The sequence below is a fragment of the Flavobacterium cellulosilyticum genome (assembly GCF_004349355.1).
Taxonomy (GTDB): domain Bacteria; phylum Bacteroidota; class Bacteroidia; order Flavobacteriales; family Flavobacteriaceae; genus Flavobacterium; species Flavobacterium cellulosilyticum.
The window spans coordinates 251,937-273,800 of sequence record NZ_SMFK01000002.1 but is presented as its reverse complement, the minus strand read 5'-3'; the positions used below and the strand labels follow the sequence as shown (position 1 = coordinate 273,800).

16 protein-coding genes are annotated in these 21,864 nt (G+C 36.7%); 9 read left to right on the top strand and 7 right to left on the bottom strand.

All coding sequences use genetic code 11. The annotated features are described in order from the left end of the window. Positions 1-166: 166 nt before the first annotated feature. Positions 167-475: a transposase gene (locus tag E0F76_RS19575; RefSeq protein ID WP_342773056.1), complete on the bottom strand. Its 309-nt coding sequence runs from the start codon at positions 473-475 to the stop codon at positions 167-169. A 69-nt stretch (positions 476-544) separates the two neighbouring features. Further along, positions 545-934 (bottom strand): transposase, encoded by a 390-nt coding sequence (locus E0F76_RS19570; RefSeq protein ID WP_246021985.1) that lies wholly within the window; start codon positions 932-934, stop codon positions 545-547. Between the two features lie 649 nt (positions 935-1,583). On the opposite strand from E0F76_RS19570, the gene E0F76_RS05180 reads away from it, so the two are divergent. The 7 genes from E0F76_RS05180 to E0F76_RS05150 all read left to right on the top strand — a co-directional run bounded on the left by E0F76_RS05180 (position 1,584) and on the right by E0F76_RS05150 (position 8,418). After that, entirely contained in the window at positions 1,584-2,429 is an 846-nt protein-coding gene (locus tag E0F76_RS05180; protein WP_132002319.1) for an RteC domain-containing protein, read from the top strand. A gap of 250 nt (positions 2,430-2,679) precedes the next feature. Beyond that, the gene (locus E0F76_RS05175) at positions 2,680-3,033 is read left to right on the top strand and encodes a helix-turn-helix domain-containing protein (protein ID WP_132002316.1); all 354 of its coding nucleotides are present in this window, start codon (positions 2,680-2,682) and stop codon (positions 3,031-3,033) included. Positions 3,034-3,059: 26 nt separating this feature from the next. After that, positions 3,060-3,368, top strand: a complete 309-nt coding sequence (locus tag E0F76_RS05170; RefSeq protein ID WP_132002313.1) for a helix-turn-helix domain-containing protein — start codon at positions 3,060-3,062, stop codon at positions 3,366-3,368. Between the two features lie 83 nt (positions 3,369-3,451). After that, a complete protein-coding gene (locus E0F76_RS05165) occupies positions 3,452-4,924 on the top strand; it encodes a DUF3945 domain-containing protein (protein WP_132002310.1) in 1,473 nt (490 codons plus the stop codon). A 66-nt stretch (positions 4,925-4,990) separates the two neighbouring features. Further along, positions 4,991-5,449: a hypothetical protein gene (locus E0F76_RS05160; protein WP_132002307.1), complete on the top strand. Its 459-nt coding sequence runs from the start codon at positions 4,991-4,993 to the stop codon at positions 5,447-5,449. Positions 5,450-5,455: 6 nt separating this feature from the next. Then, positions 5,456-7,540 carry a type IA DNA topoisomerase gene (locus E0F76_RS05155; RefSeq protein ID WP_132002304.1) on the top strand — a complete coding sequence of 695 codons (2,085 nt, stop codon included), beginning with the start codon at positions 5,456-5,458 and terminating at the stop codon, positions 7,538-7,540. Beyond that, positions 7,540-8,418, top strand: a complete 879-nt coding sequence (locus E0F76_RS05150; protein ID WP_132002301.1) for an ORF6N domain-containing protein — start codon at positions 7,540-7,542, stop codon at positions 8,416-8,418. The genes E0F76_RS05155 and E0F76_RS05150 overlap by 1 nt, the downstream gene beginning before the upstream one ends. 75 nt (positions 8,419-8,493) lie before the next feature. Here E0F76_RS05150 and E0F76_RS05145 read toward each other — a convergent pair whose 3' ends face one another. From E0F76_RS05145 to E0F76_RS05125, 5 genes are read right to left on the bottom strand one after another with little or no spacing between them, the layout of a single operon-like run. Further along, the gene (locus tag E0F76_RS05145; RefSeq protein WP_132002298.1) at positions 8,494-10,140 is read right to left on the bottom strand and encodes a type I restriction-modification system subunit M; all 1,647 of its coding nucleotides are present in this window, start codon (positions 10,138-10,140) and stop codon (positions 8,494-8,496) included. 1 nt (position 10,141) lies between these two features. After that, complete coding sequence (locus E0F76_RS05140; protein WP_132002295.1) at positions 10,142-11,389, bottom strand: AAA family ATPase; 1,248 nt, start codon at positions 11,387-11,389, stop codon at positions 10,142-10,144. Continuing rightward, on the bottom strand, positions 11,386-12,639 hold the full coding sequence (locus tag E0F76_RS19250; protein ID WP_165932639.1) for a restriction endonuclease subunit S: 1,254 nt from the start codon (positions 12,637-12,639) through the stop codon (positions 11,386-11,388). The genes E0F76_RS05140 and E0F76_RS19250 overlap by 4 nt, the downstream gene beginning before the upstream one ends. Beyond that, positions 12,632-15,598 carry a type I restriction endonuclease subunit R gene (locus E0F76_RS05130; protein ID WP_132002292.1) on the bottom strand — a complete coding sequence of 989 codons (2,967 nt, stop codon included), beginning with the start codon at positions 15,596-15,598 and terminating at the stop codon, positions 12,632-12,634. Before E0F76_RS05130 ends, E0F76_RS19250 begins: the two co-directional genes overlap by 8 nt. Further along, positions 15,595-15,783: a helix-turn-helix transcriptional regulator gene (locus E0F76_RS05125; RefSeq protein WP_132002289.1), complete on the bottom strand. Its 189-nt coding sequence runs from the start codon at positions 15,781-15,783 to the stop codon at positions 15,595-15,597. Before E0F76_RS05125 ends, E0F76_RS05130 begins: the two co-directional genes overlap by 4 nt. 223 nt (positions 15,784-16,006) lie before the next feature. Between E0F76_RS05125 and E0F76_RS05120 the strand changes: the two genes are divergently transcribed. After that, the gene (locus tag E0F76_RS05120; RefSeq protein ID WP_132002286.1) at positions 16,007-16,444 is read left to right on the top strand and encodes a DUF1896 domain-containing protein; all 438 of its coding nucleotides are present in this window, start codon (positions 16,007-16,009) and stop codon (positions 16,442-16,444) included. Next, a complete protein-coding gene (locus tag E0F76_RS05115) occupies positions 16,431-21,848 on the top strand; it encodes an N-6 DNA methylase (protein WP_132002283.1) in 5,418 nt (1,805 codons plus the stop codon). Before E0F76_RS05120 ends, E0F76_RS05115 begins: the two co-directional genes overlap by 14 nt. Positions 21,849-21,864 lie beyond the last annotated feature (16 nt).

Below are 21,864 nucleotides of genomic sequence, written 5' to 3'. Positions count from 1 at the left end.
AATAAAAAAGGCCTTTTTTATTTTTTTCTGAAAAAATGTAAAATAAAAAGAGAATATTCTTTGAGTATATTTTTAAAAAATTTGTTTAGTAGGAACAAATAAAAACGAATAAAAAACTATAGTAAACGATATAAATTAGTAATAAGACTTAGTAACTGTTTAAATTTTATTTTTCGAGCCTATTTAGCATTAATTTTAGCATTGCAAGTTGAACAATTACTTCGCTGATTTTTGTGTGATATTCAAAATCTTTGCTCAATCTTCTGTAACTTTCAAACCAAGAAAAAGTTCTCTCCACGATCCATCTTTTAGGAAGTATTTTAAATTTTTCCTCTTTGTCAGTTATTAAAACTACTTCTAACAAGAAATTCAAATTATTCTTTACATCATCAATTAGTTCTCCTCTATAACCGCCATCGGCAAAGACCTTTACGAGTCTATAAAACTCACCTTTTAATTTTTTCAAGAACCTCAAAAGCAGCTTTGCTATCGTGCCAGTTTGCAGCGTGAACAACCACAACTAATAATAAACCTAAAGTATCCACTACAATATGTCTTTCCTCCCTTTTACTTTTTTACCTCCATCAAAACCCCTGTTTTCGCCACCTTTTCTGGTTGTTTTAACAGACTGACTATCAATAATTCCTACACTTGGAGTTTCGTTTTTTTTGTACTTCTTCCTAACTTTTTCTCTAATAACTTTGTGAATAAAATCTATAGTTCCATTATTTTTCCATTTCGTAAAATAGTAATAAACTAACTCCCATTTAGGGAAATCTTTCGGGAGCATTCTCCATTGACAACCTGTCTTGACTAAATAAAATATAGCATCAAAAACTTCTCTTAAGCAATGCTTTCGTTTGCGTTTATCCTCTAAAATGGTTAATATTGTTTTCCATTGACTTTCAGTGAGATTTGTTGAATATTTTTTCATTTTTAACTTTATGTGGTTAACAACCATAAAGTTACGAAAATCAATCGATTTAATAATCTGATAATCAATGCCTTATATTGATTATTTTAAAAATTAAACAGTTACTAAATATTTCACATTTTTATTACTAAAATATAATTTTCAGTTTGGCTAAAACTCAATTTATACAAATAGAACACCAACTTTTGTTATTAGCTTTCTTTATGACATCTGTTTCTTTCTCACAAGAAACTGCTTTATTTAGGGTATAATTACTTCTCAAATATAAAATTTAGACCAAGACAAAGTTGTTTCATTAGGTACTAAAAAGACACGTAAAAAGTTACTCTAAAAAAAGAAGATAGAGCAACTACATTTTTTCGTATAGATTTGGATGGAAAAATATTTACACGTTTACAAAAACGTTTGTCAATAAATTTTATGTGCTATTTTTTTATTTCCACAATTAAAGGAACAATATTGAGTTAATTAATAATCATACTTATAAAAGTGTCATTATTACTACAATAAAATAATAGAAAGATGAAATAAATAAGAAATACTGTAGTTAATTACGCTTAGGAAATATTTTCTTTTATCTTATTGATGTTTGTAAATTAATTAGGGGAATTCGCTATAAAGGACGGTAATCCTCGTAAAAAATATAGTTATGAAGTACTCATTACAAAACATTATTTTAGAGATTCATAACAAGGAGGATAAGATTTTATCGCAAAATAAGAGATTGATTGATGAAGCTTACGAAATGACTTTGTATCTCCAAGACTTGTTATTTACGGTCAAGAAATACGTTATTGAAGAAGGATTTAAAAATGATGAAGAAGAGATATATTTTTTCCATACCATTAAGCCGAAAATCCTTGGAAAGCTAATTTATTACAATAAGGTATACCGCATAGAAACTGGTTGTCCTGTTAGTAATGGTAAAATATATCACACCTATTTTACAAGCCGTTTGCAGGAATTGAAAAAAGAATACGATGAGCACATTTGTAATTCAGATTTTTATAGATATTACCGCTCAGGAAGATCTGATAAAGATGACGTTTACTACCGACTTGGCAACATCAACTATCACGATGGACTTAATAGTTTCGTATTTGAAATTGATCCTCAGTTCTCTACTTTTTATGACTATAAAGTGGCTCGAATTATAGCAAATGAGTTATTGTATAATTACTTGCTAACAAAAATTAATCCCGACGAAAACCCCGATGTGATTTTACAAAATTCTGAATCAACAAAAGATGTTTTTTGGACAGATAGCAAAAATGCACTTATAGAATTGGTGTATGCTCTTTATGCTTCAGGAGCTATTTCTCACGGTAAAATTGGTATCCGAAAAATAAGCTTAATGTTTCAGATACTTTTCCGAGTTCCTCTCGGAGATCTACATCACTCTTTCCACCGAATGAAAACAAGGGCAGGTTCTAGGACAGCATTTTTAGATCAGCTCAAATTATCACTCGAAGAGTATATGAACAAAGAGTTTTAACTAAATGAAGTACCCTGTTCAAAGCAGTGCATTTAATGTACTGCTTTTTCTTTGCCCATATCTGCCAATTGGCAAATGTTGGCAAAGCCCTGTTACAAAAAACACCCCAAACACCTTAAAATCTTTATTAAACAAGGTTTTTTTCTATTTATAAAAATTTTCAAAAAACAGCCAAACCAATTGGCAAGGATTGGCAGACAACCACTGCCACCTTCCACAATTTTGCATAGTGAACTTTAAATGCTGTGCAATGAAAATAATAACCATTGAAGAAGAAGCGTGGCAACAGCTAAACAGCCGTATCAATGCCATTGCCGACTATCTGAAAAGACAGGAAGACAAAAGCTATGATGACCTATGGCTCAATAACCACGAAGTATGTCAATATCTGCATATCAGCGAAAAAACCCTCTGGCGTATGCGTACCAAAGGTGAGATAGCTTATTCAAAAATATATGGTCAATACTTCTATACCATTGGAGCTATTAGGGATATGCTCAAGGCCAATGCCATACAGAGCAGTGATGAATTTGTGCAGGAACTTATGGTAAAAGGCAAAAGCTATATCGAAAAAGGCAGAAAGCTAAAGACAGATAAAAAATAGGTATGAACCCTTAAAAGTATATCCCTATGAATATAGATAGAATGGAATTTTTGGGGTGGATGGAACGACTAATGGGTCGCCTTGATATGCTGGGCGACACTATAGACGAATTACAAAAGAAACGTAACAGTATAGACGGTGAGGAATTGTTGGATAATCAGGATTTGCTCCAAATGCTAAAAATCAGTAACCGTTCTCTGCAACGATACCGCTCCATCGGCAAACTGCCTTATTATACCATTAGCGGAAAATTGTATTACAAGCTATCTGATGTGCATCAGTTTATAAGGGAGAGTTTTAATCCTCCCGTAACTAAACTGAACGCCAATAAGTGACAAATACTGCCTTTGACTGCCACTTTGGGTAATGCAATGGATGCTTACTTTACATTCGGCATCAAGCTTAAATTTTTCGGATTATGAGTAAAGAAACAACAAATAAACAGGAAATGCCCGCCGAACAACTATCGGACATATTATTGGTGCTGGATAAAGAAAAAATGAAAATCCAGGCAGTAAAAAGTATTGACGAAAACGGAAAATTGGAAACCGTTGGACCAACGAAAAAGAACCAAAACCAATTTATGCGTGTGGACAAAAGTGGTGATTTCTTCTCCAATTTCTTCTCCAATTTTTTTAGCCAACTGAAGAACCCAACCAATTTGTCATTTTTTAAAGTATCGGCTGATGAAGCTGTAAATAAAGCGCAGGAAATGCAAAAGCAGGTAGATAACCCAACACCCAAAGGTGAAAAAGTGATGAAAGAGCACGAAATAAAAGTCGAAGCAAAACAGGATAGTAAACAAGAAAATCAAAATAATATGGAAACAGCACAAACAACGCCGGAAACAAGCGAATACCGCTACAAGCCGGAACTGATTGATTGGGACACAATGAACAATCTCGGATTAAGTAAAGAATACCTTGAAAAAAGAAACCTCCTTGAACCTTTATTGAAAGGCTACAAAACCAATGAGCTTATACCTGTGAGCGTTAATTTTGGCACAGCCATTCTCCGTACAGATGTACGCTTGTCTTTACAGGCAACCGAAGACGGAAGAGTAGTTCCTGCATTGAACGGCATTCGCAAAGAACCTAACCTCAACTTTGAATTTTTCGGACACAAGTTTACGAATGAGGACAAGAAAAACCTACTCGAAACAGGTAATATGGGTCGTGTGGTTGATTTGAAAAACTCCAAAACAGGCGAACTGATGCCCTCTATTATCAGCGTGGACAGGCTTACCAATGAGCTGGTTGCATTACGAACGGATTTCATAAAAATCCCCGATGAAATTAAAGGCGTGAAATTGAACGATACCCAAAAGCAAACTTTGATAGAGGGTAAACCGCTGAAAGTAGAAGGTATGATTTCTACGAAAGGAACTGAGTTTTCGGCAACAGTACAGTTCAATGCGGACAAGCGTTATGTTGAGTTTCTTTTTGATAGAAGTAATTCTAATAAGCAAACGCAAAGCAACGGACAGAACGATCAACAAAGCAATCAGCAAAATCAACCACAGGAAGCTCCAAAAACATTCCGTGGTAAGGAACTGACCGATGAGCAAAATAAGGATTTCAAAAACGGTCAAACCATTTACATTGACGGCTTGACAGATAAAAAAGGACAACCTTATCAAGGCTATATCACTTTCAATAAAGAAAATGGGAAAACCAATTTTGAATTTCCCAATCAATACAAGGAAAGGATAAAACCTACTGAGACCCATAAAACACAAACTGCCGTCAATTCAGAAGGCAAAACCAATGAGGCAACCAAAAACATCAAAGAGCCATTAAAATCAGGACAAAAAAATCCTGATAGCAAACAGCAACAGGAAGAACAGGAAAAACCCGAAGCACCTGCAAAGTCCAAACGCAGAAAAATGTAATCATCTAAATACCAGTGTAAAAAAACTCTAGACTTCTTGATTAATGAAATTAAAAACATATTAATTATGACTAAACAAGATCAACGACAATTTGAGGAAGAACTCTCCGATATCCTATTAATAATGGATAAAAATGATAAAAAAGTTTATGGAATGAAGGGAGTTGGAAAATATGATGAATTTGAAACAGCAGAAGTAAACCTGAAAAATCAAGAACAATTTAAGCTGTTCGATAAAAATGGTAGTTTCCTTATGGAATTTCTGATCGAATTCTTTTCGTCGATGCAAAATCCAATCCAATTCAGATTTTTTACTGTGCCACAATCCCAAGCAGTGGAGTTGTCGGATAAAATTCAGTCAGGTGTCAATAATTCATCTAAAGAAGACAAATCATTGGTACAGAAATATGAATTGCAAATCGATCACTTATCAGGACGATTGAAAGCAGGAAACGAAAATTTCGACATTCAAAGGAAACCGGAACAGCTAAAGACACCTGCTAAGTCCAAAGGCGTAAAAAGATAATCAAGTATGAAAACAATCATTGCAGAAAAACCAAGCGTAGCAAGGGAAATAGCCGGCTTGTTAGGCGCATCCGAGAAAAAGGACGGCTACCTAACAGGTAACGGCTATTTTGTTACGTGGGCATTCGGTCATTTAATAGGATTAGGAATGCCCGAAGATTACGGGATTACAGGATTTGACAAAGCATCACTGCCAATACTTCCCAACCCTTTTTTGCTAACCGTCCGCAAGGTCAAAAAAGACAAAGGCTATACCGCCGATACAAGAGCATTAAAACAACTGAAAGTTATCGAACAACTTTTTAACCGTAGTAATAGCATTATCGTGGCTACCGATGCAGGTCGTGAGGGCGAACTCATCTTTCGGTACATTTATGAATACCTGAAATGCAACAAGCCCTTTGAACGGCTCTGGATAAGTTCGCTTACCGAAAAAGCTATCAAGCAGGGTTTTGATAATCTTAAAGATGGAAAAGAATTTGACGGATTGTATCAGGCGGCACAAGGCAGAAGCCGTGCCGATTGGCTTGTGGGCATCAATGCTACACAAGCATTGAGCATTGTCGCAGGCAATGGTATCTATTCGCTCGGAAGAGTGCAAACGCCTACATTGGCTTTGATATGCAAACGCTATCTGGTAAACAAGAATTTCCTAGTGCAGCAATATTGGCAGATACAGTTATCGCACAACAAAGAGTTGATAGATTTTAAAACCATTTCCAAAACCAAATGGGAAGACCAAAAAATTGCTGATGATGCGCTGAAAGCCATTCAGCGAATTGGAATAACAACAATTACATCGTTAGAGAGAAAAAGTGTTACAGAGCAACCGCCTTTATTGTTCGACCTTACTGGCTTGCAAAAAGAAGCGAATAAAAAGCTGAACCTTTCTGCTGAAGAAACGCTGAACATTGCCCAAAGTTTGTACGAAAAAAAGTTTATCACTTACCCACGTACCGGAAGCAAATATATTCCCGAAGATGTATGGACTGAAATTCCCAATCTAGTAAGGGCTTTGCAGGATAGGGAAACCTGCAAACAAGCCGTATCAAGAATGAAATGGGGACGTTTCAATAAACGTATCGTGAACGACTTGCGTGTTACCGACCATCACGGATTATTGATTACAGATAAAATCCCATCGGCACTGAACGCAAAGGAAAATGCGGTTTATGATATGATTGCCTTTCGGTTGCTCGAAACTCTTTCACAAGCCTGTATCAAGGAGATAATCGATGTCAGTTTACAGGTATTGCATTACGATTTTACCGCAAAAGGCTGTAAGATTATAGAAGCGGGCTGGCATTCCATTAAAGGTAGTTTTTCGGATGATGACAGCGAACTTGTACAGGATTTACCTGAACTGAAAAAAGGCGATGAGCTCAAAATCAAGGAAGCCACCGTTTTGGAAAAGGAAACCAAACCACCTGTGCTTTATACCGAAGCAGGGCTTTTGTCAGCTATGGAAAGTGCTGGAAAGAAAATCGAAAATGAAGACGAACGCAAGGCTTTACAAAACATAGGTATTGGCACTCCGGCTACAAGAGCTTCTATTATCGAAACCCTTTTTACTCGAAATTATATCCAACGGGAAAAGAAATCTTTAATCCCAACTGAAAAAGGATTGCAAGTTTACGAATTGGTAAAAGATCGAAAAATTGCGGACGTAGCAATGACAGCCGAATGGGAACTCGCATTACAGAAAATCGAAAACAACGAAGCAGATGCAGGAGCATTTCAAAAGGAAATGGAAACTTATGCAAAATCCATTACTTATGAATTACTGCAAACTTCCATTGCCCAAGGCAACCTACCTAAATTGGTTTGTCCGAAATGCAAAACCCAGCAACTCATTATCCGTGATAAAATTGTCAAATGTCCCGATGAGGTTTGTAATTGGTTGCAGTTCCGCAATATGTGTGGCGTACAAATCGGTATAGCCGATATTGAAAGTCTTGTAAGCAAGGGAAAAACTTCACTCATCAAAGGGATGAAAAGTAAAGCAGGTAAGAAGTTCGACGCCTACATCGTCTTCAATGAAAAAGCAGAAAGTTCCTTTAAATTTGCCAAAAATAAAAGCTACAAAAAGTAATGGAAAACAAGCCTACCATTAGCACAACGGAAATCAGAAATCTGATTTATTCCATACGTGGAAAGCAAGTGATGCTGGATAGCGACCTCGCTTCCTTATACGAGGTGGAAACAAAGAACCTCAACAAAGCCGTAAAAAGAAATATTGAAAGGTTTCCTGCTTCTTTTTGTTTTCAACTGACCGAAGAAGAAGTTGAAAACTTGAGGTTCCAAATTGGAACCTCAAGTTTGAACTACGGGGGAAGACGTTATTTGCCCTATGTTTTTACAGAACAAGGGGTTGCAATGGCTTCTGCCATATTACGTTCAGATATTGCCGTTAAAGTCAGTGTTGAAATTATGGAAGCCTTTGTAGAAATGCGTAGAATGCTTATCAGCAACGCTTCTTTGTTTCATCGTTTGGATAAGATTGAAATTAAACAACTGGAAGCTGACCAAAAATTTGAAGAGCTTTTTAAGGCTTTGGAAAGCGACAAGCTCCACAGTGAAAAAGGTATTTTCTACAACGGGCAGGTTTTTGATGCCTATACCTTTGTATCGGATATTATCCGGAGTGCTAAAAGCTCCATTATCCTGCTGGATAATTATGTAGATGACACGGTACTGACTTTATTGGGCAAACGTAACAATAATGTAACCGCAACAATCTATACCAAAACTATCAGCAATCAGTTACGGCTGGATGTGCAACGGTACAACAGCCAATATCCCCCGATTGAAATTGAGATTTTTCCCGATGCTCACGACCGCTTTTTGATTATTGACGATACCGAACTTTACCATATCGGAGCATCACTAAAAGATTTGGGTAAAAAATGGTTTGCCTTTTCAAGAATGGATATTGAGGTTGGCAGGATGCTACAAATCTTAAATAAATAATAAACCCTCCAAATTTGGAGGGTTTATTATTTCAGATTAATCTTTAATCAAGATTGGATGTAAGCACCTCTAAAATTAAATATTATTTAAGCCTAATTCTTTTAAAAACTCATTGTGTTTATCTGTATTTATTTTGATGCTTTCGTTTATTGAAGTCAATTTAGCATTAACGTCTTCCAAATCAATTTGCACTTCGTCTTCTGATGTACTTACGTAACGAGAGATATTTAGATTATAACCATTTTTTTCGATTTCTTCCATTGAAACCCTACGAGCATATCTTTCAATATGTTCAGGTCTGAACTGATAGGTTTCTACAATTTTTTGAATATCGTTTGGTTCTCCGTCGTCGCCTTCTCTCAGCGTATTTTGTTTTTTGCCTGGTTTAAAGTGTTCAGCAGCATTAATAAACAAAACATCATCTTGTTTTTTACACTTTTTTAAGACTAAAATACAAACTGGAATACCTGTTGAATAGAACAAATTAGAAGGCAAACCTATTACTGTGTCAATATGATTGTCTTTTAATAATTTTGTACGAATTCGCTCTTCGGCACCGCTACGAAATAAAACACCATGTGGTAAAATAATTGCCATTGTTCCTTCTTTTCCTAAGAAATGAAAACCGTGCAATAAGAAAGCAAAATCCGCAGCAGATTTTGGTGCTAAACCATGACTTTTGAAACGAAAATCTTCTGATAATGTATCATTAGGTTCCCAACGTAAACTAAAAGGAGGATTGGCTACTATGGCGTCAAATTCAATCTTTTTACTAGGATTCATTTCATTCAATATATCCCAATGATTAAGCAAGGTGTCTCCGTGAAAAATTTCGAACTCTGTATCTTTTATACCATGCAAGAGCATATTCATTCGGGCAAGATTGTAGGTTGTGATGTTTTTTTCTTGACCGTAAATTTTGTTAATATGTCCTCCGCTGTCTTTAATTCGTTTTCGCACATTCAGCAATAAAGAACCTGATCCACACGCAAAATCCAGCACCTTATCCAATTTGTCTTTTTTACCTGTCGTTGGGTCTTGACTATCCAAGGTTACAATTTCAGATAATATGGTTGAAATTTGTTGAGGTGTATAAAATTCACCAGCCTTTTTACCAGAACCTGCGGCAAATTGACCAATTAAATATTCATATGCATCTCCCAAGGTGTCAGAATCAGTAGAAAAATCGGCAATACCTTCAGCTATTTTAGTAATAACTTTACAAAGTTTTTCGTTTCTATCGGTAGATGTTTTTCCTAACTTTTCAGAATTCAAATTGATTTCAGAAAATAAACCTTGAAACGCACTATCAAAAGATTCGTCTTGAATATATTTAAAACCTTTACCTAAGGTTACTGATAGTTCATCATCTTGAGTTCTTGCCATTTCTGTAATATTACTCCACAAATATTGCGGCTTAATCACGTAATGGACTTTTCTTCTCATCTGTTTTTCAAACTCTTCAATATCATCCGAATTTCCCTCATACCATAATTGGAGTGGTGTTGATACCCCAAATTCCGATACTATGTTTGAATCTGTTTTAGGATAATCTGAGCCTAACTCTTTTTTTGCAGCCTCTTCATAGTTGCCGGATAAATATCTTAAAAACAAAAATGAAAGCATATAATCACGGAAATCATCCGCATTCATTGCTCCACGTAAATCGTTCGCTATATCCCAAAGGGTTTTACCCAATCGTTGTTGTTCCTTTTGTGTCATTTTAATTTTCGTTCTTTTCTGATTCCTTTTCTGGTGTTTGTATTGCAACTTCTTCCGCTACTCCAATTTCTTGTTCAACTTGAATTTCAGGTGCTGCTAACACTACTTCTTCCACTGGTTCAGATATTATATTTTCATTAAAAATTTCTGGAAAGTAAAACTCATACTTACCTAGAAATCCAGCTAAAATTCGTTTAAAAAGTTCTTTGTTATCATCACCCATTTCTACTGGGTCGAATATTGAATATTTTCCATGGCTGAATAACTGCAATGCCCGTTCAAAAAGCACATCATCTTCTAAACCATCGATACATTTATCAATTCTATCATATCCAAAAAATGTTGCGGTCTTTTCTAAAATACTCCTCAATGAATTAAAATGATACGTATAGATTTTGTTCGATTCAACAACTTTCTTCAGTTCGCATAATGTAGCTATATGATGGAAAAAAGGCGTGTCATTTGTCTCTTGCAAAGCATAACCATCATTTCCTTTACTATGTAGAAAGTAGCGTTTGTTTTTCACTTTTCTGCCAAATTCATTGTAAAGCACATTGAAAAACAGACTATGATGTGTCGAAATTATAGTTTTAATCTCGTTACCTTCAGTTGTTATTAAATTACATAAATCGCATGCCACGGCAATAGCATTGTTTTCATCAAGAGATGATATGGGGTCGTCAATGTAAACATATTTTACCCAACTATATGCAGGATCTTTGTCGATAGCTAGTTGACAAATAGCAAGAAAAAAACACCAAATAAATAAAGTTTCCTCACCTCTTGATATTTTAATATTTTCTACTGTTTGCTCATTTCCATCAACAATTATACTTCTGGAAAAAGCTACGGTTGATATATCATAATCAATGTCAAATTTTAAATCTACATAATTATTAAAGAATGATTCAATTTTGACATCTAAATCTAATTCATATAGTCCATCAAAAAATGCAGAATCAGGATTAAGTTTAAGAGTCCTATTGGTATCGTGCTCTAAGTCATTATTCCATGAAAATAAATCTTCTGTAAACGCATTAAAATACAAAGTATCTCTTTGAGTTACCCTGCCATCATTATCAAACTCTTTTCCAGCCTGTTTAAACTCCATTGAAAGCCTAGTTTTACCAATGCCATTATGAGCAAAGAATAGTACTAAATCTTTCATTGGTCGATGATCTCCTATTAAATCTTTTCGAAAATGTTGGGCTACTTCTGTTAAAGATGCAAAATTTATTATTGTATTCATTTTCTATAATTTATTTTTGGAAATAAACCTTGCATTAATCCTTTTTTGTGCTGTTTCAAATGTTCTATTTGTTTTACCTGTGAAGCAATGAGTTCATCAAGGACAGAAAGACAAGAAGCTGTTTTTTGTTGTTCTTTTAGCTTTGGAATGTTGATTTTTAAGGTTTTTAACTGGTTCGAATAAAGGTGTACTACTGAAATACCTTGTGCTAATTGAGCTATTTCTTTTTTCTTCGCATTATTCATTAAGTAAGATAGAAACACTCCGTTAATTTTTGTTCGAATGATATTTAAATCCCCACCCAGAGCAATTCCATCAGCTAACACGCAAGAAGCTGTTGCAATATCTTCTTGTGTTTCTCCTGATGCAGGAATAATTACATCATTCGCTTTACTTAATACTAAATCGTTAGTACTTAAATTTGTATAAGATTTTATGACACTTATAGTTTCATTATAGTGAGTATAAAGCTCTCCATATCTGATACAAGGCAAACTGCCGTTTTCAGCAATATCAGATTTTGAAACTCCTTTCCCTTTTAAAAAAGTAGCCACCTCATCCAACGTTTTCTCCACCCACTCAGCATCGTTAATAAACTCAGGAAAACGAAATTTAGGAACAGTTTCTCCACCTTGTGGGAAAAGATTCTGCAATAAGCCATTTTTATGATCTTTAAGTAAATCTAACTTCAGACTTTGTGCTTTAATGACTTCGTCTAAAGACGAAAGACAATCTGCTATTTTTCGTTGCTCCTTCGGATTTTCAGGAACGGGAAATTCATATTTTAAAAAATTTTTCCCATTTATTGAATTAATAGTTGCTCCTAAATCAGCTTTAACTAGTCTATCATACATATCAGTTTGAAACAACTGAAACACAAATTCAGAGTTCTTTGCTCTGAAAACTGTCATAAAAGCTCCATGGGTTACAAAATGAAGATCTTTCGGGATAATTGCATTTTTACCGATTAATTTTTTTGAACCATTTCTAACACAAATTAAAATATCATTAGGTTCTGATAGATTGGCTCCTTTTATATCTTTTCTGACATAAACAAGATCATTCAAATCTATTAATCCATTTTGGATGTTTGAAGAACGTAATACCAATAATCCTTCTTCTCTAACATCATCTGGGCTATAGGTAAGTCCATTAATTAGCTCCCCTAATTCACTTAACTTTTCAATCTTCCAATTTCTTTCAAAACTGAATTCAGGAAACCGCAATTCTGGTATTAGTATTTTATTCATAAGCTGCTAGTCCTGAAATTTCACGCCCTTGGGCTATTTTTTTTAATTGGGGTACTAAATCCTCCATTAATGCCAGTTCTTTTACTCTACGCTCTTTCCAGCTTAATTGCAAGGGTTGTAATAAGTCTGTTAATTCTTCTCCGTCAAAAATCATCCTGGTCATTATTTTTTCAACAAAACCTTTTAAAGTTGCTGTTTGCAATTTGTGTGTGTGGGCAATCTCAGCCAATTCTTTGTTATGTTTATCGTCTTTAAAAGCTTCGTATCCTTTGCGTAAACTATTTACATCTTGTCCGCTGTTCCAATCCAATGCGTTAATGTACTCCGTTAAATCTTCCTGCTCGTCCAGCATATTAGCATTGGCACTCATCAGGCTGATAACCTGTTCTTTGGTCATTTTTTGCTTAGCAGGTTTCTTTTGCGTACTCTCTGCAATCAGGTTCATGATGTAATCATAATCAATTACCGCAGACGCAAACAAAACAAATTCAAAATCCAATTGCTGGATTTCAGGTGGTGCATCGTCACCTTCTTTCTGCTGTCTTTTCTGAAATTGTTTGGCGGTTTCTATATAGGAACTACGAAACTCCTGAAAATTTTCTTTTGGTAAAATAGCTTCAATCTTCGCCTTTTGTTCTTCGTCCAAATCAGTGAATTGATCTAACTGCAATTTTAACCGTTGTATTTCCTTGAAATTTTCAATGAAAGTTATTTTTGCTGCATCCCCTTTTATATTATATACTTCTTCTGGTTCGCGAAGCAAATTATGATCCTGCATAAACACCCCCAATTTTTCTACGGCTTGTTTAAATTTATCCATCACCACTGGTGAAGGATCTACTAACCATATTTCTCTAGCATTGTCGCTGTTTCCTCCGGAAAAAAGAGCAATTGCCTGATTAACCAGTTCCTGCTGTGAACGAAAATCCAAAATATTACCATAAGGTTTCGTGTCATTTAATACACGATTGGTTCGTGAAAACGCTTGTATTAGTCCGTGGTATTTGAGGTTTTTGTCCACATACAAAGTATTAAGGTATTTGGAATCAAAACCTGTAAGCAACATATCCACTACGATAGTAATGTCGATCTTGTTTTTATGTGGATAATCTTTATTGCTGTATTTCTGGTATTTAATACGTCTTTGAACATCCTGATAATATAAATCAAACTCATTAATACTGTGATTGGTATTAAATTGTATATTGTAATCAGCAATTATTTCCGTTAATGCTTTTTTCTTTTCTTCTGGATTTTGCTTATTATCTTCTTTTTCCTGTGTTAAATCTTCCTGAATTTGCTGAATATCTTTGTTCCCTTCAGCTGGTGGAGAGAATACACAAGCAATATTCAGAGGAATATATTCTGTATTCTCGATTTGTTTCTTTTTTTGTGCCTCTTTAAAAAGTTTAAAATATTCAATAGCATTATTAATGGAAGCCGTTGCTAATACTGCATTAAATTTACGTTGATTGGTAGCTGCATCATGTTTTTCCATAATCGCTTCTACAACTGCTTGTTGTGCAATCGCTTCACCTGGTTTAGCATTATATGTTCCTTTGCCTTTAAAATAATCAATATGGAAACGCAAAACATTCTTATCCTCTATAGCATGAGTAATCGTATAAGCATGCAATTCCTGTTGAAAAATATCCTTCGTGGTTTTATACGAAGCATATTCCCCTTCTCGAATATTATAAGTAGCATTTTCATCAAAAATTGGTGTTCCCGTAAATCCAAACAACTGAGCATTAGGAAAAAACTCTTTAATAGCCTTATGATTATCTCCAAACTGAGAACGATGACACTCATCAAAAATGAATACCATACGTTTATTGCTAAGTGGCTCTAAACGCTCCTTATAATTTTTCTTGTTTGTAGCATCAAGAGCTAATCCTAACTTCTGAATGGTAGTAACAATAACTTTATCCGCATAATCTGTAGATAATAAGCGCCTTACTAACGTCTCTGTATTAGTATTTTCTTCTACACTACCTTCTTGAAATCTATTAAATTCTTCCCTTGTTTGACGATCTAAGTCTTTTCTATCAACCACAAACAAACATTTTTCAATATCTGGATTGTTTTTCAGCAAAGTAGAGGCCTTGAAAGAAGTTAATGTTTTTCCACTACCTGTAGTATGCCATATATAACCATTACCTCTGTTGTCTTTTATACAATCTACAATGGCTTTCACAGCATATATTTGGTAAGGTCTCATTACAAGCAATTTCTGCTCACTCTCTACTAGTACCATATACTTACTGATCATTTCGCCAAGGGTACACTTGGTTAGAAATTTATCACTGAAATCATGTAAGTTATTGATTTTTTTATTGTCAATATTTGCTAGTTCATATACTGGTAGGAATTGTTCATCAGCATTAAAAGCAAAATGTTGATTTTTATTATTAGCAAAATAAAGTGTTCTTCCACCATTACTAACGATAAACATTTGCATAAAGCAAAGCAGTGAGTTAGCATAGCCGTTACCAACTTCATTTTTATAGTCAACAATCTGCTGCATGGCTTTCCGATGTGAAATATCACCCTTTTTGAGCTCAATTTGTACTACTGGTAAACCGTTGATGAGCAAAATAACATCATATCTTTGATGACTATTCTCTGTATTGATTCTTAACTGATTGATGACTTCAAAATCATTTTTACACCAGTCTTTGTTGTTTACTAATGTGTAATGAAGAGGTGTGCCATCCTCACGCTGAAAATATTGTCTTTCACGTAATAATTTAGAGGCTTCAAACACATCAGGGTTTATGATTTCTTCGCGTAGTCGCAAATACTCGCTATCCGTCAATCGAACACGATTGAGTGCTTCAAATTTTTGACGGAAGTTGAGTTCTAAAGTTTTTCTGTCGACAATTTCAGGACGATACACATATTTAAGCCCTTTTAGCTGTACTATGAGGTTTTCCTCTATTTGGTTTTCTTTACTCATTCTTCTGTCAATAAATCTTTAGCGTTAACATTCAGAATTTTTGCAATTCGGTACAAATCTTCGATACTTGGTTGTCTCACATTTCGAGCATACTCATTTATAGTATTATAGCTTTTGTCTAACTTTTTTGCAAGCCAAGCCTGTGAGATACCTTTTTCTTTCAGAACTTCTTTAATTCGGTTCATTCAGTGCCTGATTAAATTTACAGTGTCAAATATAGTGAATATACAATACAGAGAAGTGGGAATACTCATTATATTATTGTGAGTTTTAAAAAGTCTAAAAAAGAGGTTTGATCTTATTAGGTCAAATTCTACCTCTCAAAGCCAAACACTACCACTTCTTTAAACCCTGTTAATCTCTGCTATAATTTTAGGCTTCAAGAAAAATTCTAAACAAAATTATAGTATGGATACACAGCAAAAAGACCTATCGTATTTCAGGTTACGACTGCAAGAATTATTAAACACCAGCTTCCCCGAAAAAGCAAACGACCAGAAATTTATTGAGGAACGTTCCTTGTGGGCTTCCAATGCCTACGAGGGTGCTTTTCGTTCAGGAAATCCTATTGAGCAATGCAACGAAATAGCTAATTATATCCTGTTTGAAAAACTGCATTTCTCCAAATTCGACACCCTATTTCAGGTGGTCTGTAATGAGTTTGATACCATAATGGCAGATGAGGAATTGCGACCATTTGCCCTGAAAATGTCTCCTGTTTGTGAGGTCGTTTTTTCCAACTATGAACTAACCGATGATTTCGCATACGGTTATGAGTTTGACCTACTCTATACCGAAATAACCGGAACCATCGCAATATGGATAACGGAAAATGGGCTTCAGTAAAAAGCAACATCTCCAACAAAACATTGATGCCCTGCGAATTGCTTTTAAACTGGAAAAGGAGAAACGCCAAGCCACCGTAGGCGAAAGACTGCTAATGATCCAATACAGCGGATTTGGCGGTCTTAAATTCGTGCTGAACCCCATAGCGAACGAAATAGACATCAATAATTGGAGAAAAACAGAACACGATCTTTTTCCTCTCACGCAGGAACTCCACCAGCTACTCAAAGAAAATTCCGAAGACGAGAAGCAATACCGCAGGTATGTAGATAGTATGAAAAGCTCTGTACTGACGGCTTTTTATACACCACCACAGGTTATAGATGCGATTTCCACAACCTTGTGTGAAAGCGGTCTGAACATTGATAAATTCCTTGAACCTTCCGCAGGTATCGGCTCATTCATACAATCCTTTTCAGAAAATCAAAAAGCCAGTGTTACCGCTTATGAAAAGGATTTGCTCACAGGCAAGATTTTAAAACAGCTTTATCCCGAAAGTAATATCCGTGTAAGTGGTTTTGAGGAGATACTCGAAAAGGAACAAAACAGCTATGATGTAATTGCCAGCAATATTCCTTTTGGCGACACTTCGATATTTGACCTTTCCTATTCCCGAAGCAAAGACACGGCAAAAGTACAGGCTACCCGAAGCATACACAATTACTTTTTCCTGAAAGGTGCTGATATGCTCCGAGAGGGCGGTTTGTTGGCGTACATTACTTCACAGGGTATTCTGAATAGCCCAAAGAACGAACCGATACGCAGGGCTTTGATGCAGGATAACAATTTGGTTTCGGTTGTCCGATTGCCTAACAACCTGTTTACAGAATATGCAGGTACGGAGGTTGGCAGTGATTTGATTATACTGCAAAAGAACACAGCAAAACAAAGTCTGACCGAAAGGGAAGATCTGTTTTGCCAAAGCAACCGAAAGGAATACGATACTCCAAGCAATACGTTGTTTCAGGATAGCACAAGAATTGTACATACCTCCCGGAAATTAGATACCGACCCATACGATCAGCCAGCCTTAATTTATACACACAAAGACGGCGTTGAGGGAATTGCTAAAGATCTCAAACAAATGCTTTCCGAAGATTTTGGCAAGCATCTGAATTTGAAGCTATACAAAGGCGAACGGAACGATGAGCCTATAATACAAATTCCCGCTTCTCCAAAGGTAACACCTCCAATTGTAGAGCTTGTAACTATTCAGCCGGAAATACAATCTTTATCAATCATTCGGGAAAGCCCGCAGGAATTAAAACAATTAAGCATTTTTGACTTGTTTGAAAATGTGGATGAACCTGTAATGGTTCTTGCTCCACCCAAAACAACGACACAATCCAAAAGACAAAGTACTAAAAAAATCAGCCTTGCAATGGGTCGCCAACCTGACCTGTTCAGTAGTGTGATGCAACAACCTTATACGCCTCCAGTTACAAATAGAAATGCCAACGGAAGTACATCAACCAACGGTAAAAAACAGGAAGCTATTGGCGACCTGTTTTCAGATATCAACGGGATTGGCCAAGCTGATAAGCCAGTCATTCCCAACATCATTCCCGAACCTGCTCTTTATAGTGGCGAACTGCAACCATTCTATCGTAACGATTGCCTTGTCGTGGATAATGGTTGGGTAGGACATCTGCAAGATGTAGATACATCTGCTGGTACAGCGGTTTTCTATCCTTTGCAATTACCACTTCTGCAAAAAGCAAGAGCAGAAGCGTATATCGGAGTACGTGATTTTTACCAAGAGCTATATTATAAAGAGGCGAAGTTTAAGACCGAATATAAGGAAGAAAGAGAAAACCTTAACCGTTTATATGATGCCTTTGTCAAAAGGTATGGCAATCTCAACAGTGCCGATAATGCCAAATTGATTAAAACAGACAGTTCCGGTAAGGAAATCCCTTATTTGGAGCGTGTTGTTGGTGGCGTAGTACACAAAGCAGATATATTCAGCCGTCCTGTAAGTTTTTCTACCTTAACAATAGTAACAGACAATCCCGAAGAAGCATTAGTAGCTTCACTCAACAAATACGGAAGCGTGGATTTGGACTATATGTCCAAAATCAGTAGTATGACAGATGATACTTTGAAAGAAGCCTTACACGGTCGTATTTTCTACAATCCTTTGCAAAAGGAATATGAAATATCCGAACACTGGATTGCAGGTAACGTAGTGGAAAAAGCCCAGGAGGTCAAAGCGTATCTCGAACGCAATCCCGATGATACCGTCGCCAAAGCAAGTCTTACGGTTTTAGAAGAAGCCAGACCAAGACGTATCGAATTTGAGGAACTCGATTTTAATTTGGGGGAACGTTGGATCCCCACAGGCATTTATGCCCGTTTTGCTTCACATCTGTTCGATGCAGAGGTACTCATTCATTATTCCGAAAGTGCTGATGACTTTTCTGTAAAGTGCGACCAGAAGAATGTGCATATATGGGAAAAATACGCTGTCAAAGCAGAGAGCAGAACGTTTGACGGAATTGCCCTGCTCAAACACGCTCTCGTCAATACCACACCAGACATTACCAAAAAAATTAGGATTGGCGACCAAGAGGTCAAGGTGCGGGATATGGAAGCCATACAAATGGCGAATACCAAAATTGATGAAATCCATACCGCTTTTACCGATTGGCTTCACGCCCAAAGCGATGAGTTTAAAAATAGGCTGACCGATCAATACAACGATACGTTTAACTGTTTTGTTCGACCGAACTATGACGGAACACATCAGGACTTTCCAGGATTAGACCGTAAAGCATTGGGCATTGAAGACCTGTATTCGAGCCAAAAGGATACCGTTTGGATGATAAAGCTGAACAATGGGGCTATCTGTGACCACGAAGTAGGTGCAGGAAAAACCCTTGTGATGTGTACCGCAGCACAGGAAATGAAACGTTTGGGATTAGCCCACAAGCCAATGGTTATAGGACTGAAAAGCAATGTTCACGAAATTGCCGAAGCCTACCGTACTGCCTATCCACATGCTAAAATTTTGTTTCCGGGCAAAGAAGATTTTACGCCCCAAAAACGCCTGCGGATTTTTGGGGATATTAAAAACAACGATTGGGATTGTGTTGTTCTGACACACGACCAATTCGGTATGATACCGCAGTCGCCCGAAATACAAAAAGAAATTCTCGAAATTGAATTGGATAGCGTTGGGCGAAACCTTGATGCACTGCAATCGCAAGGCAAGGAAGTTACCAGAGGTATGCTTGCCGGAGTAATCAAGCGGAAAGAAAACCTCGAAGTCAAACTCAAAACCCTGCAACACGATATTGAAAACCGCAAAGATGACGTGGTGGATTTTAAGATGATGGGCATTGACCATTTGTTTGTGGACGAAAGCCACCAATTCAAAAACCTAATGTTCAACACAAGGCATACAAGGGTTGCCGGATTGGGCAATGTGGACGGAAGCCAAAAGGCAATGAACCTACTCTTTGCCATCCGTACCATTCAGGAACATACAAATGCGGATATGGGAGCAACCTTTCTGTCGGGAACTACTATCAGCAACTCATTAACTGAACTGTACTTGCTGTTCAAGTACCTGCGACCAAGAGCAATGGAAAAACAGGGCATTCATTCTTTTGATGCGTGGGCAGCAATCTATGCAAGGAAAACGACCGATTATGAGTTTTCAGTTGCCAATAATATCGTAGCCAAAGAGCGTTTTCGATACTTTATCAAAATGCCGGAGCTTGCACAGTTTTACTCGGAAATCACGGATTACCGAACAGCAAAGGATATAGGCATTGACCGCCCCAATAAGAACGAGGTATTGTATAACATACCGCCTACACCAGACCAGTCAGCATTTATCCAAAACCTAATGCAGTTTGCCAAAACGGGTGATGCTACCTTATTAGGAAGAGAACCTTTATCACAAAGTGAAGAAAAAGCAAAGATGCTCATCGCTACGGACTATGCCCGTAAGATGTCGCTTGATATGCGTATGGTAAGCGGTATGTACAAAGACCACCCCGATAATAAGGCTTCGCATTGTGCGGCAAACATCGCCAAGTATTTCAACCAATGCAATGCACAAAAAGGAACGCAGTTCGTTTTCTCCGATTTGGGAACATACAAACCGAACCAATGGAATGTGTACTCCGAAATCAAACGCAAGCTCGTGGAAGACCACGGCATACCTCCAAACGAAGTCCGGTTTATACAGGAAGCGAAAAATGATAAGCACCGCAAGGAGCTTATCAAAGGTATGAACGAGGGTAAAATTCGTGTGCTGTTTGGTTCAACGAGTATGCTAGGAACAGGAGTGAACGCTCAAAAAAGAGCCGTTGCCATTCATCATTTAGACACACCGTGGCGACCAAGCGACCTTGCTCAAAGGAACGGCAGAGCTGTCCGAAAAGGCAATGAAATTGCGAAACATTTTGCAGACAACAAAGTAGATGTAATTATCTATGCCGTAGAAAAATCATTGGATAGCTACAAGTTTAATCTGCTGTACAATAAGCAACTTTTTATAGACCAGTTAAAAAACAACAATCTCGGCAAACGAACGATTGACGAGGGAAGTATGGACGAAAAATCAGGAATGAATTTTTCGGAGTATGTAGCTATCCTATCGGGAAATACAGACCTGTTGGATAAAGCCAAATTAGAAAAACAGATTGCAGGATTGGAAAGCGAGAAACAGGCGTTCAATCGTTCTAAGTTCAGTGCCAAATACAAGTTGCAAGATTTTACGGGATTACTGGAAAGTTCGCAATCTCGTTTTAACCGAATGAGTCTTGATTGGGAAAATTTACAAGGGCGCATACAAAAGCGTTCGGACGGTACTATTACAAACCCTGTTTTGCTGGACGGCTTATCTCCTAATGCGGATATAAAACAAATCGGTGCAAAGCTCAGTCAGCTTATGGACAAAGCCCGCACTGGAGGTCAGTATGAAGAAATTGGTACGTTGTACGGATTTACGCTGTTGGTCAAAACCGAAATATCCGAAAAAGAGGACGTGAATATAAGGGTAAACCGATTTTTGGTACAGGGCGAGGGCAATATCAAATACACCTTCAATAACGGTTTAATGGCAAAAGACCCCGAAACCGCTTCAATGAATTTTTTAAAGGCATTGGAAAAATTGCCCAGCTATATAGACCAAGAAGAAAAAAAGATTGCCGAAATTCAAAAAGACTTGCCTGTACTTCAGGAATTGGTGGGTTGTACGTGGTCTAAAGAAAGTAGATTGAGCGAACTTAAAACAGAATTGGCTGCAGTTGAACGGAAGATACAGTTGTCTATCACGCCGGAGCCTAAAGAAGAAGCTGTGGAGCAGACTGAAAAACAGAAAGAAACTCCAAACAATTCGGAGAATTATGTACGGACAAAAGGTATTCATTTACCCAGAGGAGTATTGTGACTTGTACTGTAATTAT

Excerpts from the sequence above, each read along its gene's own strand:
- E0F76_RS19570 (WP_246021985.1), bottom strand. The coding sequence starts at position 934 with ATGAAAAAATATTCAACAAATCTCACTGAAAGTCAATGGAAAACAATA.
- E0F76_RS05180 (WP_132002319.1), top strand. The coding sequence starts at position 1,584 with ATGAAGTACTCATTACAAAACATTATTTTAGAGATTCATAACAAGGAG.
- E0F76_RS05175 (WP_132002316.1), top strand. The coding sequence starts at position 2,680 with ATGAAAATAATAACCATTGAAGAAGAAGCGTGGCAACAGCTAAACAGC.
- E0F76_RS05170 (WP_132002313.1), top strand. The coding sequence starts at position 3,060 with ATGAATATAGATAGAATGGAATTTTTGGGGTGGATGGAACGACTAATG.
- E0F76_RS05165 (WP_132002310.1), top strand. The coding sequence starts at position 3,452 with ATGAGTAAAGAAACAACAAATAAACAGGAAATGCCCGCCGAACAACTA.
- E0F76_RS05160 (WP_132002307.1), top strand. The coding sequence starts at position 4,991 with ATGACTAAACAAGATCAACGACAATTTGAGGAAGAACTCTCCGATATC.
- E0F76_RS05155 (WP_132002304.1), top strand. The coding sequence starts at position 5,456 with ATGAAAACAATCATTGCAGAAAAACCAAGCGTAGCAAGGGAAATAGCC.
- E0F76_RS05150 (WP_132002301.1), top strand. The coding sequence starts at position 7,540 with ATGGAAAACAAGCCTACCATTAGCACAACGGAAATCAGAAATCTGATT.
- E0F76_RS05145 (WP_132002298.1), bottom strand. The coding sequence starts at position 10,140 with ATGACACAAAAGGAACAACAACGATTGGGTAAAACCCTTTGGGATATA.
- E0F76_RS05140 (WP_132002295.1), bottom strand. The coding sequence starts at position 11,389 with ATGAATACAATAATAAATTTTGCATCTTTAACAGAAGTAGCCCAACAT.
- E0F76_RS19250 (WP_165932639.1), bottom strand. The coding sequence starts at position 12,639 with ATGAATAAAATACTAATACCAGAATTGCGGTTTCCTGAATTCAGTTTT.
- E0F76_RS05130 (WP_132002292.1), bottom strand. The coding sequence starts at position 15,598 with ATGAGTAAAGAAAACCAAATAGAGGAAAACCTCATAGTACAGCTAAAA.
- E0F76_RS05125 (WP_132002289.1), bottom strand. The coding sequence starts at position 15,783 with ATGAACCGAATTAAAGAAGTTCTGAAAGAAAAAGGTATCTCACAGGCT.
- E0F76_RS05120 (WP_132002286.1), top strand. The coding sequence starts at position 16,007 with ATGGATACACAGCAAAAAGACCTATCGTATTTCAGGTTACGACTGCAA.
- E0F76_RS05115 (WP_132002283.1), top strand. The coding sequence starts at position 16,431 with ATGGGCTTCAGTAAAAAGCAACATCTCCAACAAAACATTGATGCCCTG.